17 protein-coding genes and 1 riboswitch are annotated in these 18748 nt (G+C 65.8%); of the genes, 9 read left to right on the plus strand and 8 right to left on the minus strand.

Annotated elements, in window-relative coordinates; translation table 11 throughout:
- Positions 1–71: 71 nt before the first annotated feature.
- Positions 72–1274, minus strand: a complete 1203-nt coding sequence (locus tag GT748_RS04365) for a cation:proton antiporter (RefSeq protein ID WP_161213356.1) — start codon at positions 1272–1274, stop codon at positions 72–74.
- Between the two features lie 51 nt (positions 1275–1325).
- Positions 1326–1398: riboswitch (Fluoride riboswitch) on the minus strand.
- 36 nt (positions 1399–1434) lie between these two features.
- Positions 1435–1824 carry an ACT domain-containing protein gene (locus tag GT748_RS04370; protein WP_021658038.1) on the minus strand — a complete coding sequence of 130 codons (390 nt, stop codon included), beginning with the start codon at positions 1822–1824 and terminating at the stop codon, positions 1435–1437.
- A gap of 198 nt (positions 1825–2022) precedes the next feature.
- Here GT748_RS04370 and GT748_RS04375 point away from each other — a divergent pair, with 198 nt between their 5' ends.
- The 5 genes from GT748_RS04375 to GT748_RS04395 all read left to right on the plus strand — a co-directional run bounded on the left by GT748_RS04375 (position 2023) and on the right by GT748_RS04395 (position 7043).
- Positions 2023–2943, plus strand: a complete 921-nt coding sequence (locus GT748_RS04375; RefSeq protein WP_021658037.1) for an NAD(P)/FAD-dependent oxidoreductase — start codon at positions 2023–2025, stop codon at positions 2941–2943.
- 85 nt (positions 2944–3028) lie between these two features.
- Positions 3029–3343, plus strand: coding sequence for a thioredoxin family protein (locus GT748_RS04380; protein WP_021658036.1), 315 nt, complete (start codon positions 3029–3031; stop codon positions 3341–3343).
- 91 nt (positions 3344–3434) lie between these two features.
- Positions 3435–4112: a Crp/Fnr family transcriptional regulator gene (locus GT748_RS04385; protein WP_161213355.1), complete on the plus strand. Its 678-nt coding sequence runs from the start codon at positions 3435–3437 to the stop codon at positions 4110–4112.
- Between the two features lie 55 nt (positions 4113–4167).
- The gene (locus tag GT748_RS04390; protein WP_021658034.1) at positions 4168–6045 is read left to right on the plus strand and encodes an aryl-sulfate sulfotransferase; all 1878 of its coding nucleotides are present in this window, start codon (positions 4168–4170) and stop codon (positions 6043–6045) included.
- A gap of 311 nt (positions 6046–6356) precedes the next feature.
- The gene (locus GT748_RS04395; RefSeq protein WP_021658033.1) at positions 6357–7043 is read left to right on the plus strand and encodes a response regulator transcription factor; all 687 of its coding nucleotides are present in this window, start codon (positions 6357–6359) and stop codon (positions 7041–7043) included.
- Between the two features lie 46 nt (positions 7044–7089).
- On the opposite strand, the gene GT748_RS04400 is transcribed toward GT748_RS04395, so the two are convergent.
- On the minus strand, positions 7090–8829 hold the full coding sequence (locus GT748_RS04400; RefSeq protein WP_021658032.1) for a hypothetical protein: 1740 nt from the start codon (positions 8827–8829) through the stop codon (positions 7090–7092).
- Between the two features lie 48 nt (positions 8830–8877).
- Between GT748_RS04400 and GT748_RS15935 the strand changes: the two genes are divergently transcribed.
- Positions 8878–10887, plus strand: a complete 2010-nt coding sequence (locus GT748_RS15935; RefSeq protein ID WP_021658031.1) for a sensor histidine kinase — start codon at positions 8878–8880, stop codon at positions 10885–10887.
- 1507 nt (positions 10888–12394) lie between these two features.
- Here GT748_RS15935 and GT748_RS04410 read toward each other — a convergent pair.
- The 3 genes from GT748_RS04410 to GT748_RS04420 all read right to left on the minus strand — a co-directional run bounded on the left by GT748_RS04410 (position 12395) and on the right by GT748_RS04420 (position 13818).
- Positions 12395–13075: an HD domain-containing protein gene (locus tag GT748_RS04410; protein WP_021658029.1), complete on the minus strand. Its 681-nt coding sequence runs from the start codon at positions 13073–13075 to the stop codon at positions 12395–12397.
- Between the two features lie 13 nt (positions 13076–13088).
- Positions 13089–13460: a DUF3795 domain-containing protein gene (locus tag GT748_RS04415; protein ID WP_021658028.1), complete on the minus strand. Its 372-nt coding sequence runs from the start codon at positions 13458–13460 to the stop codon at positions 13089–13091.
- A 97-nt stretch (positions 13461–13557) separates the two neighbouring features.
- Complete coding sequence (locus GT748_RS04420; RefSeq protein WP_021658027.1) at positions 13558–13818, minus strand: hypothetical protein; 261 nt, start codon at positions 13816–13818, stop codon at positions 13558–13560.
- A gap of 166 nt (positions 13819–13984) precedes the next feature.
- On the opposite strand from GT748_RS04420, the gene GT748_RS04425 reads away from it, so the two are divergent.
- Positions 13985–14707, plus strand: a complete 723-nt coding sequence (locus tag GT748_RS04425) for a helix-turn-helix domain-containing protein (protein ID WP_052537572.1) — start codon at positions 13985–13987, stop codon at positions 14705–14707.
- A gap of 80 nt (positions 14708–14787) precedes the next feature.
- Here the strand turns inward: GT748_RS04425 and GT748_RS04430 are convergent, their stop codons facing one another.
- On the minus strand, positions 14788–15900 hold the full coding sequence (locus GT748_RS04430; RefSeq protein ID WP_161213354.1) for an anaerobic sulfatase maturase: 1113 nt from the start codon (positions 15898–15900) through the stop codon (positions 14788–14790).
- Between the two features lie 317 nt (positions 15901–16217).
- On the opposite strand from GT748_RS04430, the gene GT748_RS04435 reads away from it, so the two are divergent.
- Positions 16218–16424, plus strand: a complete 207-nt coding sequence (locus tag GT748_RS04435) for a helix-turn-helix transcriptional regulator (RefSeq protein WP_021658022.1) — start codon at positions 16218–16220, stop codon at positions 16422–16424.
- A gap of 1 nt (position 16425) precedes the next feature.
- A complete protein-coding gene (locus tag GT748_RS04440; protein WP_021658021.1) occupies positions 16426–16902 on the plus strand; it encodes a hypothetical protein in 477 nt (158 codons plus the stop codon).
- A 95-nt stretch (positions 16903–16997) separates the two neighbouring features.
- Here GT748_RS04440 and GT748_RS04445 read toward each other — a convergent pair whose 3' ends face one another.
- Positions 16998–18635, minus strand: coding sequence for a sulfatase family protein (locus GT748_RS04445; RefSeq protein ID WP_073261097.1), 1638 nt, complete (start codon positions 18633–18635; stop codon positions 16998–17000).
- Positions 18636–18748: the final 113 nt, after the last annotated feature.

Here is an 18748-nt window from a genome sequence, read left to right on the forward strand (position 1 = left end):
CCATTTTCACCCCTGTTCTCACAGCAAAAAGGCCGGGACGGCAGCCGCCGTTCCGGCCTTTTTGCGCCCTTTTAAAGGGCTTCCTCCCGCGGCCCAGACCGGTGGAGCAGGGCGCGGCAGCTGGCGTCCATCCCCAGGGCCCCCAGCGGCGCGGTCAGGAGGATGGAGAGGACGGCCACCGAGAGGACGATGTTGCCGCAGGGCAACCCCAGGGCCAGGGGGACCGAGCCGATGGCCGCCTGCACAGTGGCCTTGGGCAGATAGGCGATGGCGCAGAAGAGCCTCTCTTTTTTGCCGAGCGGCGTGCCCAACAGGCAGAGAAAGACCCCCGCCGAGCGAAAAAGGAGCCCCACCGCTGCCGGCCCGGCCCCCAGGGTGTAGCGGATGTCCACCGCCGCTCCCACCAGCACGAAGAGGATGACCTCTGCCGCCAGCCAGAGTTTGCCGAATTTTTCGGCGAGGCGGCGGCCCACCAGCGGGTCGCTCTCCCGCTGCAGCACACAGGCCATGGCCATCACCGCCAATAGCCCCGAGAGGGGGATCGCCCCCGCCAGCCATCCCTCCGCCGCCACCAGCAAAAAGGAGACCCCCAGCACCACGACCACCTTGAGACTGCCCCGCACCAGCCGCCCGCGGGCAAAGGCAGCTTCAAAAAACCGGGCCAGCCCCCAGCCGACGGCGGCCCCCAGGGCGATGCCGGTGAAGATGGAGAGGGGGATGCCGGCGAAGTCCCAGGCCGAGGCGGAGCCGCCCTGGGCCATCCCCACAAAGGTGGTGAAGAGGACGATGACAAAGACGTCGTCCAGGGATGCCCCGGCGAGGATGAGCTGGGGGATGCGCTTGTCGGTGCCCAGCCCCTCCTCCATCAGCTGCACCATCTTGGGGACCACCACCGCCGGGGAGACCGCGCCCAGCACCGCACCCAGCAGGGCCGCTTCCAGCCGGGTGACGCCCAGCAGCCGGGGGGCAAAGAGGGTGACGGCGCCGATTTCAAAGAGGGCGGGGAGAAAGGAGAGGAGGAGGGCCGGCCGCCCCACCGCCTGCAAATCCTTTAGATCCAGGGAGAGGCCGGCCTTGATGAGGATGACGATCAGCGCCATCTGCCGCAGGTCGGCGGAGACAGCGAGGATCGAGCCGTCGAGGAGGGCCAGAGCATAGGGCCCCAGCAGGATGCCGGTGACCAACATCCCGATGATGCGGGGCAGGTGCAGCCGCTGGCAGATAGCAGCCAGCGCCAGACCGGCCAGAAAGATAAATGCGAGGGAGGTGAGCATAAAAAAATCTCCTTTTTGCGCAGAAAAAAGCCGATGGCCCTCTGCGACTATAAAATCACAGAAGTCATCAGCTTACAAAAGCGGTTTCGGTTGCCCGGGGGAGCACTTCATTCCCCAATCTTCTCTTTGTACACAAGCATACCAGACTCGCCGGCGGCTGTCAATCGCCGGCGGGCAGCTTTTTGCCGGAAACCTCCCAACCGGCCCCCGCCAGCACCGCCAGCGCATCGCGCAGCCGCTCTCCCTTGACCAGGATGTAGTCGGTGCGGTAGGTGGAGAGGGCGAAGAGGGCGATCCCCGCCCCCGCCAACAGGGAGGAGATCTGGGCGAGGATCCCCACCAGGGAGAAATCCAGTTCCCCCGCGATCCGAAAGGCCCGCCAGCCGTCCTCCCGGGCCAGGGCGTCTTTTGGCGCACACCCGGTGGGGCAGACCAGTGAGCACTCCTCGTCGGTCTTCTCGGCAAAGCAGAGGGGCTGCCCCCAATCCACCGCCGAGAGATCCCGCACCTGGCAGACCGAAAGGTCGCCGTCCAACACCTCGATCGTCATCTTACCCACCCCTTCTTTTTTGGGCGGTCAAACCCGCCTCTCGTCCCTGTCATCATACCATCTCCCCGCGCCGATTGCCAGTAAAACCGACGGCCTCGTTAGCCTGCGCTAAAGAATTCCCACCCCAATCTGCTACAATGACAGCGTCCCCTCCCCCAGGGGAGGCGGGCGATTTTGTGTGCTGGGAGGCAATGCACTATGGCGGATTACGACGTTGCAATTGTCGGCTGCGGCCCTGCCGGAATGACGGCGGCCATCTACGCGGCCCGGGCCAACATGAAGGTGCTGCTGCTGGACAAACTGGCCCCCGGCGGCCAGATCGTCAACACCTTTGAAATCGGCAACTACCCGGGAATGGAGAAAGTCGGCGGGGCCGACCTGGCCATCTCGATGTTTGAGCACACCCAAAAGCTGGGGGTGGCCTTCGACTATGCCACGGTGGAAGAGATCCTCGACGAGGGGGAGGAGAAGACCCTCTCCTGCAAAGAGGGGCAGCGCATCTCCTGCAAGGCGGTCATCCTGGCCACCGGCACCCGGCCGCGGATGCTGGGGGTCCCCCACGAACTCGACTTTGCCGGCAGCGGCATCAGCTGGTGCGCCGTCTGCGACGGGGCCAACTACCGGGACCGGGACGTGCTGGTGCTGGGCGGCGGCAACTCGGCGGTGGAGGAGTCGCTCTACCTGGCCGAACTGGCCCGCCACCTGACGGTGGTGACCCTCTTTGATTTGACGGCCGACCCCTCGGCCTGCGACAAGCTGCGGGCCCTGCCCAACGTGGATGTCCACGAGTTTTACGACATCAAGGAGTTTCTGCCCGGCGAGCACTTCACCGGCCTGCGGGCGGTCTCCACCAAAACGGGGGAGGAGTTGGTGGTGCACGCCGACGGCGCCTTCGAGTACATCGGACTGCAGCCCACCACCGAGCCCTTCGGCTCCCTGGGGATCTTGAACGACCACGGCTACATCCTGGCCGACCGGGAGATGAAGACCGCCCGCCCGGGCATCTTCGCCGCTGGGGACGCCATCGAAAAGGGCTTGCGGCAGATCGTCACCGCCGAGAGCGACGGGGCCATCGCCGCCGAGAGCGCGGCCCGCTATGTGCGCGCCCTCACCCGCTAACAGCTTTTCAGGGGGGGCATGGCCCCTCTGTTTGCAGGTATCGAACAGGGGGCCCCACGCCCCGATTACAGAGGGAGGAATTTTTATGGCAGTCACTGTGAACGAGATGGACGGCGCCGAACTGGAGCGCCTGATCGAAACCGGCGCCAAGGTGCTGGCGGACTTCTATTCCAAGACCTGCGGGCCCTGCAAGATGTTGGGCTTTGTCCTGGGCGATGTCGCCAAGGAGGTCGACGGGGTGGAGATCGTAAAGGTCTGCTTTGAGGAAAACCCCGAGGCCGTCAAGGCCCACGGGGTCGAGGGCTACCCCACCATGATCCTCTTTGAGGGCGGGGCGGAGAAAGCTCGCCTCAAGGGGCTGCAGCAAAAGCCCCTCATCGTCTCCACCATCGCCGGATAGCAAAACGCGCCCCCAACGGCCGACCGCTCATTTTTCTTCCGCGGCTATGCTATAATGAAGAGAGATGAGAACGCCCGCAAAGGAGAGAGCCATGATGATGCTGGAAGACCTGATCGCCCAAAACCCCGCCCTTTTCAAAAAGGAGTACAACCACTTCTACCGGCGGGGGAGTTACCTCCTCCACCAGGGGGAGCCGCTGCAGTCCCTCTTTTTTATCCTCAAGGGCTCGGGGATCGTGGGCTGCGTGGACGAGGACGGCGGGGAGCGGGTGCTCCACTACTTTCACCGGGGGGATTGCGCCGGCAAGGCCGCCCTCTACCGGGAGCGGGGCAACTCCCCCATCTTCGAGGGGGCCAGCATCGTCGCCATGACCGACTGCCTGTGCTACAAGGTGCCCCTGGAGGAGTGCGTGAATTACGCCCAGCAGCACGCCGGGGTCTTTCGCTACCTGATGGAGGTGCTGGGCCGGGAGGTCGGCCGGCTGGAGGAGAACCTGATGCTGATGCGGGAGAACAAGACCGCCGCCGTCCTCTGCCGCTTCTTTCAGGACAACGCCTACGACCAAAAGGGGGTGTTGGCCCTGGACCGGTGGTTCAACTACGAGGAGCTCTCCCGCATCCTGGGCATCCACAGCGTCACCATCTCGCGGATGGTGCGGCGGCTGATGGAGGAAGGGGTGGTCGCCCGGGAACCCCACCGCTTTTTGATTTTGCAGCCCGCCGCGCTGGAGAGTTACGCCGCGGGAAAACAGCCCCTTCACTACCTGTAACCCCAAAGAAACACCCACAATCCGCCCGCTGGGCGGTTTCAGGAGGCAGATCACAATGGAAAAGACCATTTCCTACACCCGGCAGGAACACATCATCACCCGACAGGCCCGGGCCGAGGAGGCCCTTCTCTCCCAGCTGGACGCCGGGGACTACACCCCCGAGCACCCGCTGGTCCAGCTCAACCCCTACTTCTTCGCGCCCCTGTGCGCCCTGGTCTTCTTTCACACCGTGACCCCCTGCGAGGTGACGGTGCGGGTCCTGGGCAAGGAGCCCGCCGGGGACATGGTGCACCGCTTCCCCCGCGAGACCCGCCACGTGCTGCCGGTCTACGGCCTCTACCCCGGCTGGGACAACCAGGTGGAGATCACCCTGGAAAACGGGGAGAAGAGCCGTCTCTCCATCCCCACCGACCCGCTGCCCGACGAGGTGCCGCAGGCCACCTCCATCGACACCACCGCCGCCTACATGGGGGGCAACGTGATGGTCCTCACCGCCGCCATGGCCGCCACCCCGGTGGCCTTTGACTACCGGGGGGACATCCGCTGGTACTCCACCGAAAAGCTCAACTTCGACCTCAAGCGGCGCCCCAACGGCCACCTGCTGGTGGGGACCGAGCGCTTTGTGGGGATGCCCTACTACACCACCGGCGTCTACGAGATGGCCTTCTCCGGCAAGATCTTCAAGGAGTACCGGGTGCCCGGGGGCTACCACCACGACCACTTCCCCATGGAGGACGGCAACCTGCTGATTTTGACCCAGCAGCCCGAGGCCGCCACCGTGGAGGACTGCTGTGTGCTGGTGGACAAGGACACCGGGAAGATCCTCAAGAGTTGGGACTACAAAAAGGTCCTGCCCCAGGACAAGGGCGGTTCCGGCAGCCAGGACGAGCACGACTGGTTTCACAACAACGCCGTCTGGTACGACAAAAAGACCAACTCCCTGACCTTCTCCGGCCGCCACCAGGACGCCATCATCAACCTGGACTACGACACCGGTGACCTCAACTGGATCATCGGCGACCCTCAGGGCTGGCCGGAGGAGATGCAGCGCTACTTCTTCACCCCGGTGGGGGAGGACTTTGAGTGGCAGTACGAGCAGCACGCCTGTATGGTGCTGCCCGACGGGGACATCATGTGCCTGGACAACGGCCACTACCGCTCCAAAGACCCGGCGCACTACTTAAAGGCGGCGGACAGCTACACCCGCGGGGTGCGCTACCGCATCGACACCGAGAAGATGACCATCCGCCAGGTCTGGCAGTACGGCAAGGAGCGGGGGGCGGAGTTCTTCTCCTGCTACATCTCCAATGTGGAGTACTATAAAGACGGCCACTATCTGGTGCACTCCGGCGGCATCGGCACCCTGGACGGGGCTCCCTGCGAGGGGATCCCCGCCCAGATGAAACAGGGTCCCGACGGGGACCGGGTGCAGCTTGGCTCCATCACCTGCGAGCTGGTGGACGACCGGCTGGTCTACGAGTTGCACGTCCCGGCCAACTGCTACCGGGCGGAGAAACTGCCCCTCTACTACGCCGGCGAACAGGCGGAGCTGGGGGCGGGCAAGGTGCTGGGCAGCCTGGGGATCACCGGCGAGTTCGACACCGCCATCCCCGCTGAGGAGACCGGCGAACTGGTGCCCGAACACTACGGCGCCCGCCTGGTGGAGGAGGACGACCGCTTTACCTTCAGCGCCACCTACGAAAAGGGGGAGCTGGTGCAGCTGCTCCTCTGCGGGGAGGACGGCAGCACTCACCGCTATTTCATCAACACCGCCAAACAGTCCTTTAAGGCCATGTGCGTGGGGACCTTCCAGAAGGCAGACCCCAGGGACGTGGACAAGGTCATCAGCAAAGAGGGCCTTTCGGGGCGCTATCAGGTCAAGCTCGTCTGCGACGACAAGCTCTACGAGACCGGCGTCACCATCACCGCCTGACCGGGACTTTCGCAAGCAGGGCGGGGCAGCAACGCGCTGCCCCGCCCTGTTTTTTTGCACACCGGCGGCAGAGGGCGGCGGGACAACCGCCCGCACCTTGTCATTTATTGTGATTTCCTGTTTTTCAAAAGAGCGGGGGATATGGTATAATGGATTCCATTCTACCGGCCGGCGGCAGGGCCGTCCCCTTCCGTTCAAAGGACCGCCCGCGCCCCTCTCGCGCCGCCGCGAACAGGTGCCGTTTCCACAAACCCGCGGGGCCCCACCCAAGACGAGGGGGCCCGCCAAAAGCAGATGGGGGGATCTTCTGCATGTACCGACTGCTCGCCGTCGACGACGACCCGGCTGTCTGCCGGGCCCTTTTCGACTACTTTTCCAGCCGCGGCTTCTTCGTGGCCACCGCCCTCAGCGCCGGGGAGGCGCTGCGGCTGTCCCAAACGCCCCCTCCCTTTGACTGCGCCGTGGTCGACGTGCTTCTGCCCGACCAGAGCGGGCTCAAACTCTGCCAGGCCATCAAGGAGACCGGGGCCGCCGTCGTCTTTCTCTCGGCGCTGGGGAGCGAGGACGACCGGGTGCAGGGCTTTCTCTCCGGCGGGGACGACTACCTCTGCAAGCCATACAGCCTGGCCGAACTGGAACAGCGGGTGCTGGCCCGCATCCGCGCCCGGCAGGGCACCAGGGCCCAGCAGGTCCTGCGCTTCGGCCCCGTCTGCATCCGCCTCGACCGGCGCCAGGTGGAGGTGGAGGGCCGGCCGCTGGAGCTGACCTGCAGCGAATTCGACATCCTGGTCTTTCTCGCCCAGCACCGGGACGCCCCCTACACCCAGGACGCCATCTACCGGGCCATCTGGAACCAGCCGGGGCTGGACGGCACCCACACCGTGCAGGTGCACGTGGCCCAGCTGCGCAAAAAGCTGGCCGCAGCGCTGCCCGAGCACTCCCTGATCCAGACCGTCTGGGGGAAGGGCTACCGGTTTTCCCCGCCGCCCACAGCGTAAAAAAGAGGGGGGATCGGCCCGCAAAGCCGGTCCCCCCTCTCTCACCCTATTTGCGCCGGGCCCGCCGCAACAGCAGGATGGCCGCTGTCGCCGCCCCACAGGCAGCGGCGGCCCCTGCCACCGGCCAGAGCCAACTGCCGGCAGGGCGCTCCTCCCCTGCAGGGGAGAAGACGGGCGCGGCCGCATCCTCTCCCTCCGAGGGGCCCGTCTCGCCGCCGGGCTCCCCGCTCTCCTCGCCTACACTGGGTTCAGCGGGTTGTGGGGGCACCTGCTCCTCCGGGCGGGCCGAGCCGGAGACAGTGGGACTGCTGGGGGCTGTCTCCTCCTTTGGGTCAGGGCTGGGCAGAGGGGTCTCGGGGTCCTGCCGGCCCCCGCCGCCCCGGTTCCCGTCAATGCCCTCGTGCTCTTCCTCCTCCGGCTCCTCGCTGGGCGGAAGGGGCTCTCCGTCGGGAGGCAGGGGCTCCTCGTCGGGAAAGAGGGCCTCCCTGTCCCAGGTAAAGCGGCAGGTGTTGCTGACCCCCGCCCGGGGAGAGCGGGTGATCCGCACCCGAAACTGCCACTCCCCCTCCTCCAGGTCGCAGAGGTCGATGGCCAGCCTTTCCCCGCCCTCTGCCGGGTAGGCGACGGCCCGCTCCTCCGACCAGGTGAGACCCCCGTCCCGGGAGGATTGCAGGTAGATGCCCCCAAAGGTGAGGGGGTTTGTCAGCAAGAGGGCGGGGGGATCTTTCTCCCTCTCCGGCAGGCGGACGCAGAGGTCGCCGACGGGGGCCGCGCCGGTCACCTCCACCTCGGCGGTGACGGCGACGGTGCCCCCCGGCAGCAGGCCGTCCATCCCCGGCAGTTCCACCACTCCGGGAAGGGAAAAGCTGCCGCCTGTCGCCTGCCCGTTCCAGTAGGCGTTTTCATCCCAGTGCACCGGGAAGTAGGGGGACTGATAGTTGTCCTCCTCCTCGCAGAAAAGGTCGACCGGGACCGCGGTGGGCAGCCCGCTCTCGGCCAAACTGGCCCCGGGGAGGACCGATACCGGGCGGCATTCCGGCGGCCCCAACAGCTGCCAGGCCCGGCGGACGACCGGCTGGCCGGAGAGGGCCGGGTCGGGCTGGGCACTGCTGCCGCTGAGGGTGATCTCCCCCTGGCAGACGACCGACTGGGCCCCCTCCCCCTGGGCGGCAAAGGTGCAAAACTGGGCGCAGACCGGGAAGGCGGACCGCAGGGCGGCGCTGTCTCTGCCCTGAACGGACAGCTCCGCCTGAAAGAGGTCCAGCTGTCCCTCGGCCCCCTCCCCCGCCCAGAGAAGGGCAGTGGCGCCCTCGCCCCGGGACGAGAGGCGGGTGGGCTCACTGCCGGAGCCGATGAACACCCAGGCGGGGGTCCCCTGCCAGATGGCCACCCCGCTCTCGGCGGCAACCTCAACGCCGTACAGGCTGAAGACGCCGTCCTCCACCCGGATCATCCCGTCGGGCCGGCCCTCCCCCACAATGCGCAACTTGCCGCCGCTCTGGCGCAGGTAGGCCGACTGGACGGGGTCGTCCATCAAGATCTGGTGGGGGCCGCAGTCGATGGTGATCTCCCCCACCAAATCGGCGGTGTCCAGGTACCACTCCCCCTCCTCCAAGAGCAAGTCCCCCCGCAGGGCAAAGGTGCCGCCGCCCACCCGGTGCTCCTCGTACCATGCCTGAAACCGCTCGTACTCCCCCCCGGCCGGCGCAGCGGCGGACGCCGTCAGCCCTCCCGCCAGGAGGAGCATCAAAGCCGCCATCAGGCCGGCCAATCCCCTCTTTTTCATCTTTTCTATCTCTCCCTCTTCTCAAACACTCTGAAAGGCGGTGACATCGTGTCCCCTTCTCGCCGCGGCGTCCTCGCAAGCGCCGCCCTTCTGCTGGCCCTGGCACTGGTGGGCGGGCTGTTCGCCCTGGCCTACCGCTTTGACAACAAGTATACCGCCCCCCTGGCCACCGGCAGGGTACAGGGGGCACAGCCGCTGGACGCCGCCGCTCTGCAGGCAGGGGAGCTGTCGGTCCTGACTGGCGGCTGGGAGCTCTATGACGGGCTCTACACCCCGCAGGAGCTGGCCGACGGGCAGGGAGGGGCCCCGGAGCAGACCTATATCGGCCAGTACCCCGACTTCTCCCGCCGGCAGGCGGGGCGCAGCCCGTATGGGGCCGCCACCTACCGGCTGGTCCTCACCGGCGCCCAGTCCCTGCCCGCCCTCTCCCTGCAGGTGCAGGAGGTCTTTTCGGCCAGCCGCATCTGGGTGGACGGGGTGCTGCTCTGGCAGCAGGGCCAGCCCGAGGCAGAGGGCTACCGCCCCGGGGTGCAAAACGCCCTGCTCACCTTTTCGCCGGGGGCGCGCACCGAAATCGTGGTGGAGGCGGCCAACTACAGCCACTATTACAGCGGCCTCTACTACCCGCCCCTGTTGGGAACGCCGGAAGCCCTCTCCTCGGCCCTGGCCGGGCAGCTGCTCTTTTACAGGGCGATCTCCCTGGGCGCCGTGACCCTGGCCCTCTTCTCCCTGGCCGTCTGGGCGGTGGACCGGCGGGAGCGCCACTATCTCTCCTTCGGCGGGTTCTGTCTCCTCTTCGGCCTGCACGCGGCCTACCCCCTCTTCCACTGGCTGGGCGGGTTGGGTGGGCGCTGGCCCTATGTGCTGGAAGACGCGGCCTTCTTCGGGGCGGCCTTCTGCCTGTGCTCTCTGGTCGCCCGGCTGTCCCACCTGGAAACGAGCCGGGCCCAGCGGTGGCTGGCCGAGCCCCTTACCCTCTTTTTCGCCCTCTTCTCGGCTGTCTGCAACGCCTTTGTGCTGCCGCGGGCGCCGGGCTTTCTCCCCCTCTACGGCGCACTGATCGACCTCTGCCGCCTCGGGGTGGGAAGTTATCTCATTATAACATCCTTCCGGGGGGTCCGCAAACAGCGCCCCTCGGGCTGGCTGGTCTACCTCGGCTGCTGCTGTTACGGGGTCGCCCTCTGGCTGAGCGTGGTGCAGGCCAACCGCTTTGAACCCATCCGCGGCGGCTGGCCGGTGGAGTACGGCGGCCTGGGGTTGGTGGTGCTGCTGGCGGCGGCCATGGTGCGGGAAAATGTTCGGATCGCCCGCCGAAACCGCGCCCTCACCGCCCACCTGGAGGAGACGGTGGCCCAGCGCACCCGCCAGCTCACCGAACTGCAAAACCAGCGGCGGCGCTTTCTGGCCGACCTGGCTCACGACATCAAGGGCCCAGCGGCAGCCATTGCCACCTACGTCTCCCTCATCCGCCAGGGAGAGGGGGGCGACGACCGGGAGCTGGGCGAGTACCTTGACATCATCGGCCAGAAGAGCGGCGAGGTGGCCCAGCGGCTGGGGTACCTGCAGCGCTACACCGCCCAGGAACTGACCTCTGGTGGGCGGCAGCGGGTGGAGTTGGCCCCCTTCTTGCGACGGCTCCACCGATCCCTGCTGCCAGACACCGACGCCTCGGCCATCCACTTCACCCTCGTTCCGCCGCCGGAAGGGGTCTTCGTGCTGGCCTTTCCCGACCGGCTGACCCGGGCGCTGGAAAATCTGGTCTACAATGCCATCGACTTCACCCCGGCGGAGGGGGAAATCACCCTTCGCACCGGGGTGCGGGAGAAAAGCGCCTGGATTGCGGTGAGCGACAGCGGCCAGGGGGTGGAGGAAGCCGACCTGCCCCGCCTCTTCGAGCGGCGCTTCTCCACCCGGCAGGATAAAGACAGCCGGGGGTTGGGCCTCTTCATCGCCCGGGAGTCGCTGCTTGAAATGGGGGGCGACCTCACCGCCTCCTCCCGTCCGGGGGAGGGGGCCACCTTCACCCTGACCCTCCCTCTCTGGCAGCCGCCGGAATAGGGTTCCCTTTAGGCCTAGTCGAACGCTTCCACTCCCATACCCGACGCCTCCTTTACAGCAGTGCCCTTTCGGCCGGCACGCAATGGGGAAGGGGCATACCGGGACGGAGGCGTGCCGGGACAGGGACACACAAAAACAGGAGAGCATCGAGGCAAGGGTACATCGAGGCGGAAGCACACTGGGGCAGAGGTGCGTCGGGGGCGGCACGCCGAGGCAAAGGCACCACCGGGACAGAGACGCGTCGAGATAGGGATACGCCGGAACAGATGCACACTGGAATGGGGACGCGCCGAGATAAAAGCATGCCAGAGCAGGAGCGCCCCCAAGCAGAAGCATGCCAAGACAGGGGCATGCCGGTGACAGGCTTGCACCGGGGCAGGAGGCGCGTCGGAGTCGAGTCCATACCGAAGCCGGCGCGCATCGGGGCAGATACACACTGGGGTGAGGACACCTTGAGACAGGAATACGCCGGAACAGATGCGCACTGGAATGGGGACGCGCCGAGATAGGGGCATGCCAGAGCAGGAGCGCACCCAAGCAAAAACACGCCAAAACAGGGGCGTGCCGGTGACAGGCTTGCACCGGGGCAGGAGGTGCGGCGGAGTCAAGTCCATGTCGAATCCGACGCGCATTGGGGCAGATACACACTGGGGTGAGGACACCTCGAAACAGGGATACGCCAAAACAGATGCGCACTGGAATGGGGACGCGCCGAGATAGAGGCATGCCAGAACAGGAGCGCACCCAAGCAGAAGCACGCCAAAACAGGGGCATGCCGGTGACAGGCTTGCACCAGCAGGGGGCACGGCGGAGTAGGGCCCATGCCGAAGCAGGCACACACCGAGGCAGGAGGCGCGTCCGGAGTAGAGTCCATACTGAAACAGGCGCACACCGGAACAAATGCGCACTGGAACGAGGGCACGTTGAGATGGAGATACGCCGAGACAGATGCCCCGGGACAAGGGCTAGCCGTGGTAGAAGCCCATCGAGACAGCGACACGTCGGAACATGGGCACAGCGGGACAGGAGCATATTGAGACAAAGGTGCACCCGAACAGAGGCGAGGAAGCGCCCTGCCCGGGTATCGCCCCCCCTCCCGCACGGCGCAAAATTTCTCCTCGCCCCCTCTCTGCTCCCCTGCGCAAAAGGGACAACGAAAAGACGCCGCTGCCTGGCAAACCGGGCGGCGACGTCTTTTTATTTGGGGTGCTGTTTTCAAGCTGGGGTGCTGTCCTGTGATAGGGCGCTCCCCTGCACTGGAAATCCCCTTCAGGCCGAAATAGAAGGAACGCAGAAGTGCCGTCGGCACTTCGCCCTCCCACCATAGCAATACACAAGCACAGCGGCTGCACCCCCAGCCAGCGCGGAATGTGTTTCGCCCTGCCGGTATTGACGATAGGGCTGAGAGCGCATGGGGCAAACTGTTTGGAAAGGCGGACAAGCTCGCCGCGGCCCCTTTCCAACGCGTCTGTCCGCTGCCGGGTCCAAAGTCCCTTTTACAGCGGATTCAAGGCCCTTCCCAGAGCGTGGGGGGGATCCTCTCGCCGTCGCCCGCGGCGCGGGCCTCGGCCAGCAAGCTCTGGTAAAAGGCGGCGGCAGCGTCGCGGCGCTGGGCGGCCATGGCCCGCCCGCGCGAGGTGTAGAGCCTGTCGCCGAGCCCCTCGAGCTTGCGGCGGTACTCGCGGAAAAAGGAGGGGGTCTTCTCCCCCTGCCCGTCGGAGATGCGGCCGTCCGGCCGCAGGGTGTAGAGGGGTTGCCCCATCTGCCCCTGGTAGAGCAGGGTGCGGGCCACCCCCATGGCCCCAGAGCTGTCGATTTTGTCGGCGTCGAAGAGGATCTTGGCCTCTAGGCTCTCGGGCGGGGCGCTGCTGCGAAAGCGGTGGGTGTGAATGCAGTCCCCCACCCGCCCGGCAAAGGCGGGTGAGAAGCCGTTTTCCCGCAAAAAACAGGCGGCCTGCATCGCACCGGCGTCGGCGTGGTCGACCCGGCTGTCGGCAAACTGCGCCGGTCGACCGATGTCGTGCAACAGGCAGGCGGCCGCCAACACCTCCCGATCGCAGCCCGGCTCGGTGGCGGCGATTTCCAGGGCCAGGTGCAGCACCCGGTAGATGTGCTCCCTGTCGTGGGCGCTGTCCTCTGTGCAGGCGAGCATCTTCCCCTCTATCAGGTCGTACTGTGCGCGCGTCAAATTCCTTCCCCCCTCACAGTCCCCGCAGATGGCGGTAGATGGCCTCCTCGTCCCCCAGGTCGTCGTAGTCGCCGGTGAGGGCGCCCGGGTGGTGGTAGCGCATCCCCACCCGCTCATCCGCCTCGAGTCGCTCCAGAAGGGCCGCCTCTCCCCGGTCCTTGAGGAAGCGGAGAAAGGCCCTGTTGCGGGGCCTCTGCAACATCAGCTCCCCACAGGGAAACTGCTCGCACTGCCAACAGCCGGCCAGCCCTCTGTTCAGACAGCACCGGCGAAGGGTGCAGTCCGTCTCCTGCGGGCAGCCCTCTCCCCGACAGCCGCGGCAGTCCCCCACCTCGCAGAGGCAGCAGGCCAGCCCGCAGCAGGCAAACGACTTTTCTCTCTCCATCTCTCTTCCCCTCTCTCATTCAAAAAGGGGTGCAGCTGCCAAGCCACACCCCATCTCCCCCTCCCGAAAAGGGGGAGCGCTCCCTCTTTGCCCGCTTTTATGCAGCGCTGCCCCTGCTGCGGGGGGCCAGCTGGGGCCGAAACGCCCTCCCTGCCGGCTGGGCGGCGGGCTGGGGGCGGCGGGCAGGACGGCGGCGGCGAGCCGGGCGCAGCAGGCTGCTCCAGCAGAGGACGGCGACCGAGGCCAGGCAGGTGATGAAGGCCTGTCCCACCGAGAAGAACCCGGCGTCAAGGGCGCCGGCGGCAAAGAAGAGGGCGGCGATGGCCAGCCCGGTGAAGATGGATCTATATGTTTTCATACGTCTCTCTCCTTCTTGTAAGCAAAGGGCATGTACAAGTTTCTTGTGTGACCTCAGTGTACCGCAAGAAACTTGTGTTGTCAATAGAAAAATCAAATTTCTTGTACTTTTTCCTTGACCGCGGCTGGGCCGCATGTTAGAATATGAACAAAAGGAGGGCTTAACAGTGGGCATTGGCAAACAGATACGGGCCGGGCGGGAGCGTCTCGGTCTCACCCAGGGCGAACTGGCCAAACAGCTTGGCATCACCAAATCCGCCGTGGGGAACTACGAAAACGAAGTCAGCCACCCCAAGGAACCTGTACTCTACAAGCTGTTTCAGGTCCTGGGGTGCGACGCCAACTACCTCTTTGCCGGGCACTACCCCGCCGGTCCCGCAGGGGTGCAGGCAGCCCTCACCGCAGAGGAGGAATCCCTGCTCAGCAGCTACCGCCGGCTGGACGACTACAGCCGCGAACTGGTGGAGACCATCCTGCAAAAGGAGGTGGAGCGCTGCCGTCGGGCCAAGACCGCCGCCCGCCGGGCCAGCACCAAGATCATCCCCTTCTACGCTCTGCCGGTCTCGGCCGGCACCGGCGTCTACCTGGATTCCAGCGACACCGAGGACCTAGAGGTCCCCCTGACCCCCGCCTCGGCCAGGGCCGATTTCGCCCTGCGGGTCTGCGGCGACAGCATGATGCCCAACTACCTGGACGGCGACATCCTGCTGGTGCGCCAGCAGGAGGCAGTGCCGGTGGGGGAGCTGGGGGTCTTCACCCTGGACGGCGAGGGCTATTTCAAGCGCTTTGGGGGCGACCGACTGATCTCCCTCAACCCCGCCTACCCGGACATCCCCCTGGCCCGGTTCGAGCAGGTCTCCTGCAGCGGCCAGGTGGTGGGGAAACTCTGATTCTCCCCCTTCTGCAAAAAAAAGAGCGCCTGTCCTTTTCCCAAAAAGGGGGAAAGGACAGGCGCTCTTTTTTGCGCTCTCTAGCGCCCATCTCGCCGCACATAGGGCACCAACTTCTGCAGCCGGGGCCAGGCGTACTCCAAAAACCGGCGGGTGGCGGCGCACCAGCGGTACTCCCCCAAGCCGCCCGCGGTCTCCCGCTCCCGGCGGCAGCCGCCCCCACAGAGGGGCCGCCAGCGACAGCCGCCGCAGCGGGGCAGCAGGGGCAGCGGGGCGGTGAACTCGCCCGAGCGGGGCGACTGCAACAGGTCGGAGAGGTCGTCTTCTCCGATTTTCCCCAACTTCCACTGGGGGAGGACGTAGAAGTCGCAGGGATAGACCGACCCGTCGGACTCCACCACCAGCTGGTTGGCGCAGCGCCCGCAGAGGCCGCACTCCTCCGGCGGGCGGCCGGCGGCCAGCCCCAACAGATTTTCAAAGTAGCGCACATTGACGTACCGCCCCTGCCGCAGGTCGCTGTGCCAGCGGTCGAAGATGCGGCAGAGAAAGTCGCCGTACTGCTTTTGAGTCAGGGCCTGGGGGCCGGTGGCCGGCTGTCCCAAGGGGGCCATACAGGGGATGAACTGCAGGTAGTCAAACCCCTGTTCCTGGTAAAAGTCCCACACCCTGTCGGCCTGTCGTGCCACCGCCGGGGTCACCACCGTCAGGATATTCACCTCGGCCCCCGCCTCGCGCAGCAGCTTGTGGGCGGCCAGCACCCGGCGAAAGGTGCCCTCCCCCCGGCTGTCCCGGCGAAAGGCGTCGTGGCTGGCGCGGGTGCCGTCGAGGGAGAGGCCCACCAAAAACCGCTCCTGGGCCAAAAAGGCGGCCCACTCGGCGTCGATGGAGCAGCCGTTGGTCTGAATGGCGTTCTCCACCCGCAGTCCCTCCCGCGAAAACGCCTTCTGCAGGGCCACCGCCCGGCGGAAGAAGTCCAGCCCGGCCAGGGTGGGCTCCCCCCCCTGAAAGGCAAAGCGACAGGCCCCCTCGGCAGCGGCCATCCCCTTTTGGACGATTGCCGTCAGGGTCTCTTCCGGCATCCGCTTGCCGCTGGGGCAGCCCCCCTTTTCGGCCAGGTCGGCGTAAAAGCAGTAGCTGCAGCGCAGGTCGCAGGCGTCGGAGGCGGGCTTGATGAGCATACTCACAGCGGGCACGGCGCACTTCCCCCTCTCTCTAAAGAATGCCCCGCCAAGGGGCCACATCGCTCCCGCCGGGCGGGAACGGGTTTTCTGTCCTGCCGCCGGGCGCCCTCGCCCCGCCGCCGTCTGCCCAGACATTCGGGGCACAGGCAGCCGAGTGGCGGCCACGGCTTCTGTCTTTCATTATAGCGGATTCTCCCCCCACTGAAAACGACAGCTGTCCATTTTTTCTTTTTCAAACTATTTTTGCAAAGTGTGCTTGACACATTTTGCAAAGCAAGCTATACTAAAAATGCAAAGCAAGCTTTGCTAACAAAAAGGGAGGGCTGCCTGTGAAGAGCATCATCCGCCAGCTGCGCCGGGAGCGCAAACTCTCGCAGGAGGAGTTGGCCGCTGCCGTGGGCACCACCCGGCAGACCATCACCTCCATCGAGGTGGGGAAGTACACCGCCTCTCTGCCGCTGGCCTATAAAATTGCCCACTACTTTGGGCTGACCATCGAAGAAGTCTTCGACTTTTCAGATTGGGAGGAAAATTGAAATGGAAAAGAAACTCGAACGGATGCGCGCCACCCTGCGCCGCCGGCTGGCCTTTTTTGCCATGGGCAGCGGCTGCATCCTGCTGCTGGCCGTGCTGGCGTCGACCCGTACCCTGTCCCCCCTCGTCGGCGACACCCACTACGCCGACTTCTTTGCCGGCTTTCAGACGGGCATGCTCTTTGGGCTGGAGGCGGTGGCCATCTTCTTTGTGGTGCGCTACCTCCTCGCCCTGCGCGACGACGCCCGGCTCACCGCCCTCCTGCTGGAGGAGCAGGACGAGCGCACCCAGTACGTGGAGCAGATGGCCGGCCGGTACAGCTGGCGGTGGATGACCATCCTGCTGCTGGCGGCAGCGGTGGTGGCGGGCTATTTCAGTATCGGGGCCTTTGTGGCGCTGATTTGCGCCGCCCTGGCCGAGGCCCTGCTCACCGGCATCCTGCGCTTTCACTTCAACCGGCAGACCGGCGGGACCGACTGATCCTCGGCCGCCGCACAAAACACACAAAAAAAGAGGGGGTCGGGGCTGACAGCCCCGGCCCCTTCTCGCCGTTTTCCCATCTCAAAAGGTCGGCTCTAGTAGTTTCCCTGCTCTTTGGCCCGCTCCATCAGCGCGTCGATGCGCTCTTTGGAGTAGCCCGCCCGCTGCAGGATGTCGCGGGTGTGGTTGAGGCTCAACTTGACGGTGGGCTCCTTCTCAATGGCCCAGAGCACCTCGTCGAGCATGTCGTTAAGGGCCTCTTTCTCCCCCTCTTTGACCAGCATCTTCACAAAGTTGGGGAAGTTCTCCTCCCAGTAGAGGATCGGCTGGTAGCGGGGGCGCTTCTCAAAGTCGCCGTTCACGATGCCGCCCTTCAGGCCGTAGCGCGCCTCATAGCGGATCAGCCGCTGGCGCAGCCGGTCGGCCACCGCCCGCATCTCGGGGGTACCGCCGCCGTGCAGGAGGTTCTCGGTCTCCTGCGGGTCGTTCACCATATCGAAGAGCTGCTCGTCGTCGCCATAGGAGTAGACGTACTTGTACCGCTCGTCCCGCAGCATGCACCAGCGCTTGCTGTCCCTCTGGTGCTCCACGTACTGGTAGCGCCGGTCCTTGACCCCCTCGCCAAAGACGCTCTCCCCCGGCAGGTCGTAGACGTCGGGGTATTCGGCCCCGGCGGCGTCCAAGAAGGTGGGCAGCACGTCGTTGAGGTCGACAAAGCGGGGATCCCTCTCTCCCGCCGCCACCTGTTTGGGCCAGTGGACGATGAAGGGGATCTTGCAGGAGGGGTCGTAGGGGAGGAATTTCTGGTAGGTGCCCAGGTCCCCCAGCATCTCGCCGTGGTCGCTGGTGAAGAGGATCAGGGTGTCGTCGTAGAGGTCCAACTCCTTGAGTTTTTCCACGATCCGCCCCACCTGGAAGTCCACGTAGGAGATGGCCGCCGCGTACATCTCCCGCATCCGCTGCACCGCCTCAGGGGTGGGCAGGTCGCCCAGGGTCTTGTTCTCCTCCGCCAGCAGGCCCAGGGGGGTCTTGGGGACCGAGGGGGCGGGCAGCTTGCCCTTGTACATCTCGGCCCACTCGTCGGGGATGTGCAGGGGGGGATGGGGGTGGATGAACCCGGTCCAGAGGAGGAAGGGCCGCCGGCCCCGCTGCTCGTCCAGGTACTGGATCGAGCGGTCGGCCACCCAGTGGGAGCCGTGCAGCTCTTCGGGCATCAGGGCCCGCTGGGGCTGCATGTAGAGGCAGTGGCGCACCCCGTTGATGCTCTGCAGGTTGCCGTACCCCTTCTCCTTCAAAAAGAGCATGTAGTCGTCGGCCTCCCTGTCGGGGGGGACCTCGTCCATGTTGAAGAAGTGGTCAAAGCCGTTCATCCGCCGCTCGGGCTGAAAGTGCATCTTTCCCACGGCGCAGGTGTCGTAGCCGTTGTCCGAGAGGATCTGGGGGAAGGTGGGCAGATAGTAGGGCAAGGGCTTGGCCTCGGCCCCGAAGTAGTTGTCGTCAAAGCCGTGGTGGCGGTCGGTGAGCCCGGTGAGCAGGTTGTGCCGGGCGGGGATGCAGACCGGGTTGGGGGAGTAGGCGTTTTCATACACCCGCCCCTCGGCGGCCAGGGCGTCGATGTTGGGCGTCTGCATGAAGTCGGCCCCGTAGCAGCCCAGATAGTCGCTGCGCAGCTGATCGCAGGTGATGAGGAGGATGTTGGGACGCCGGTCCTCCTGGTTGACTCGGTAACGCATGGTAACCATCCTTTCCATTGATTCAGATCCGCTGGCCGGGCCGGGTGGGCGCGGAGAGGCGGTCTTCGCGGGAAGCGAACAGGGCGGCGCACCGCCCCAGCTTTGCCTCCATT

It is taken from the genome of Bittarella massiliensis (ex Durand et al. 2017) (assembly GCF_009876955.1).
Taxonomy (GTDB): Bacteria; Bacillota; Clostridia; order Oscillospirales; family Ruminococcaceae; genus Bittarella; species Bittarella massiliensis.

Bases quoted from the DNA above. Each gene is read 5' to 3' on its own strand.
- GT748_RS04370 (WP_021658038.1), bottom strand. From the start codon at position 1,824: ATGACGATCGAGGTGTTGGACGGCGACCTTTCGGTCTGCCAGGTGCGG.
- GT748_RS04395 (WP_021658033.1), top strand. From the start codon at position 6,357: ATGTACCGACTGCTCGCCGTCGACGACGACCCGGCTGTCTGCCGGGCC.
- GT748_RS04440 (WP_021658021.1), top strand. From the start codon at position 16,426: ATGGAAAAGAAACTCGAACGGATGCGCGCCACCCTGCGCCGCCGGCTG.
- GT748_RS04420 (WP_021658027.1), bottom strand. From the start codon at position 13,818: ATGAAAACATATAGATCCATCTTCACCGGGCTGGCCATCGCCGCCCTC.
- GT748_RS04380 (WP_021658036.1), top strand. From the start codon at position 3,029: ATGGCAGTCACTGTGAACGAGATGGACGGCGCCGAACTGGAGCGCCTG.
- GT748_RS04445 (WP_073261097.1), bottom strand. From the start codon at position 18,635: ATGCGTTACCGAGTCAACCAGGAGGACCGGCGTCCCAACATCCTCCTC.
- GT748_RS04415 (WP_021658028.1), bottom strand. From the start codon at position 13,460: ATGGAGAGAGAAAAGTCGTTTGCCTGCTGCGGGCTGGCCTGCTGCCTC.
- GT748_RS04400 (WP_021658032.1), bottom strand. From the start codon at position 8,829: ATGAAAAAGAGGGGATTGGCCGGCCTGATGGCGGCTTTGATGCTCCTC.
- GT748_RS04365 (WP_161213356.1), bottom strand. From the start codon at position 1,274: ATGCTCACCTCCCTCGCATTTATCTTTCTGGCCGGTCTGGCGCTGGCT.
- GT748_RS04390 (WP_021658034.1), top strand. From the start codon at position 4,168: ATGGAAAAGACCATTTCCTACACCCGGCAGGAACACATCATCACCCGA.
- GT748_RS04375 (WP_021658037.1), top strand. From the start codon at position 2,023: ATGGCGGATTACGACGTTGCAATTGTCGGCTGCGGCCCTGCCGGAATG.
- GT748_RS04385 (WP_161213355.1), top strand. From the start codon at position 3,435: ATGATGATGCTGGAAGACCTGATCGCCCAAAACCCCGCCCTTTTCAAA.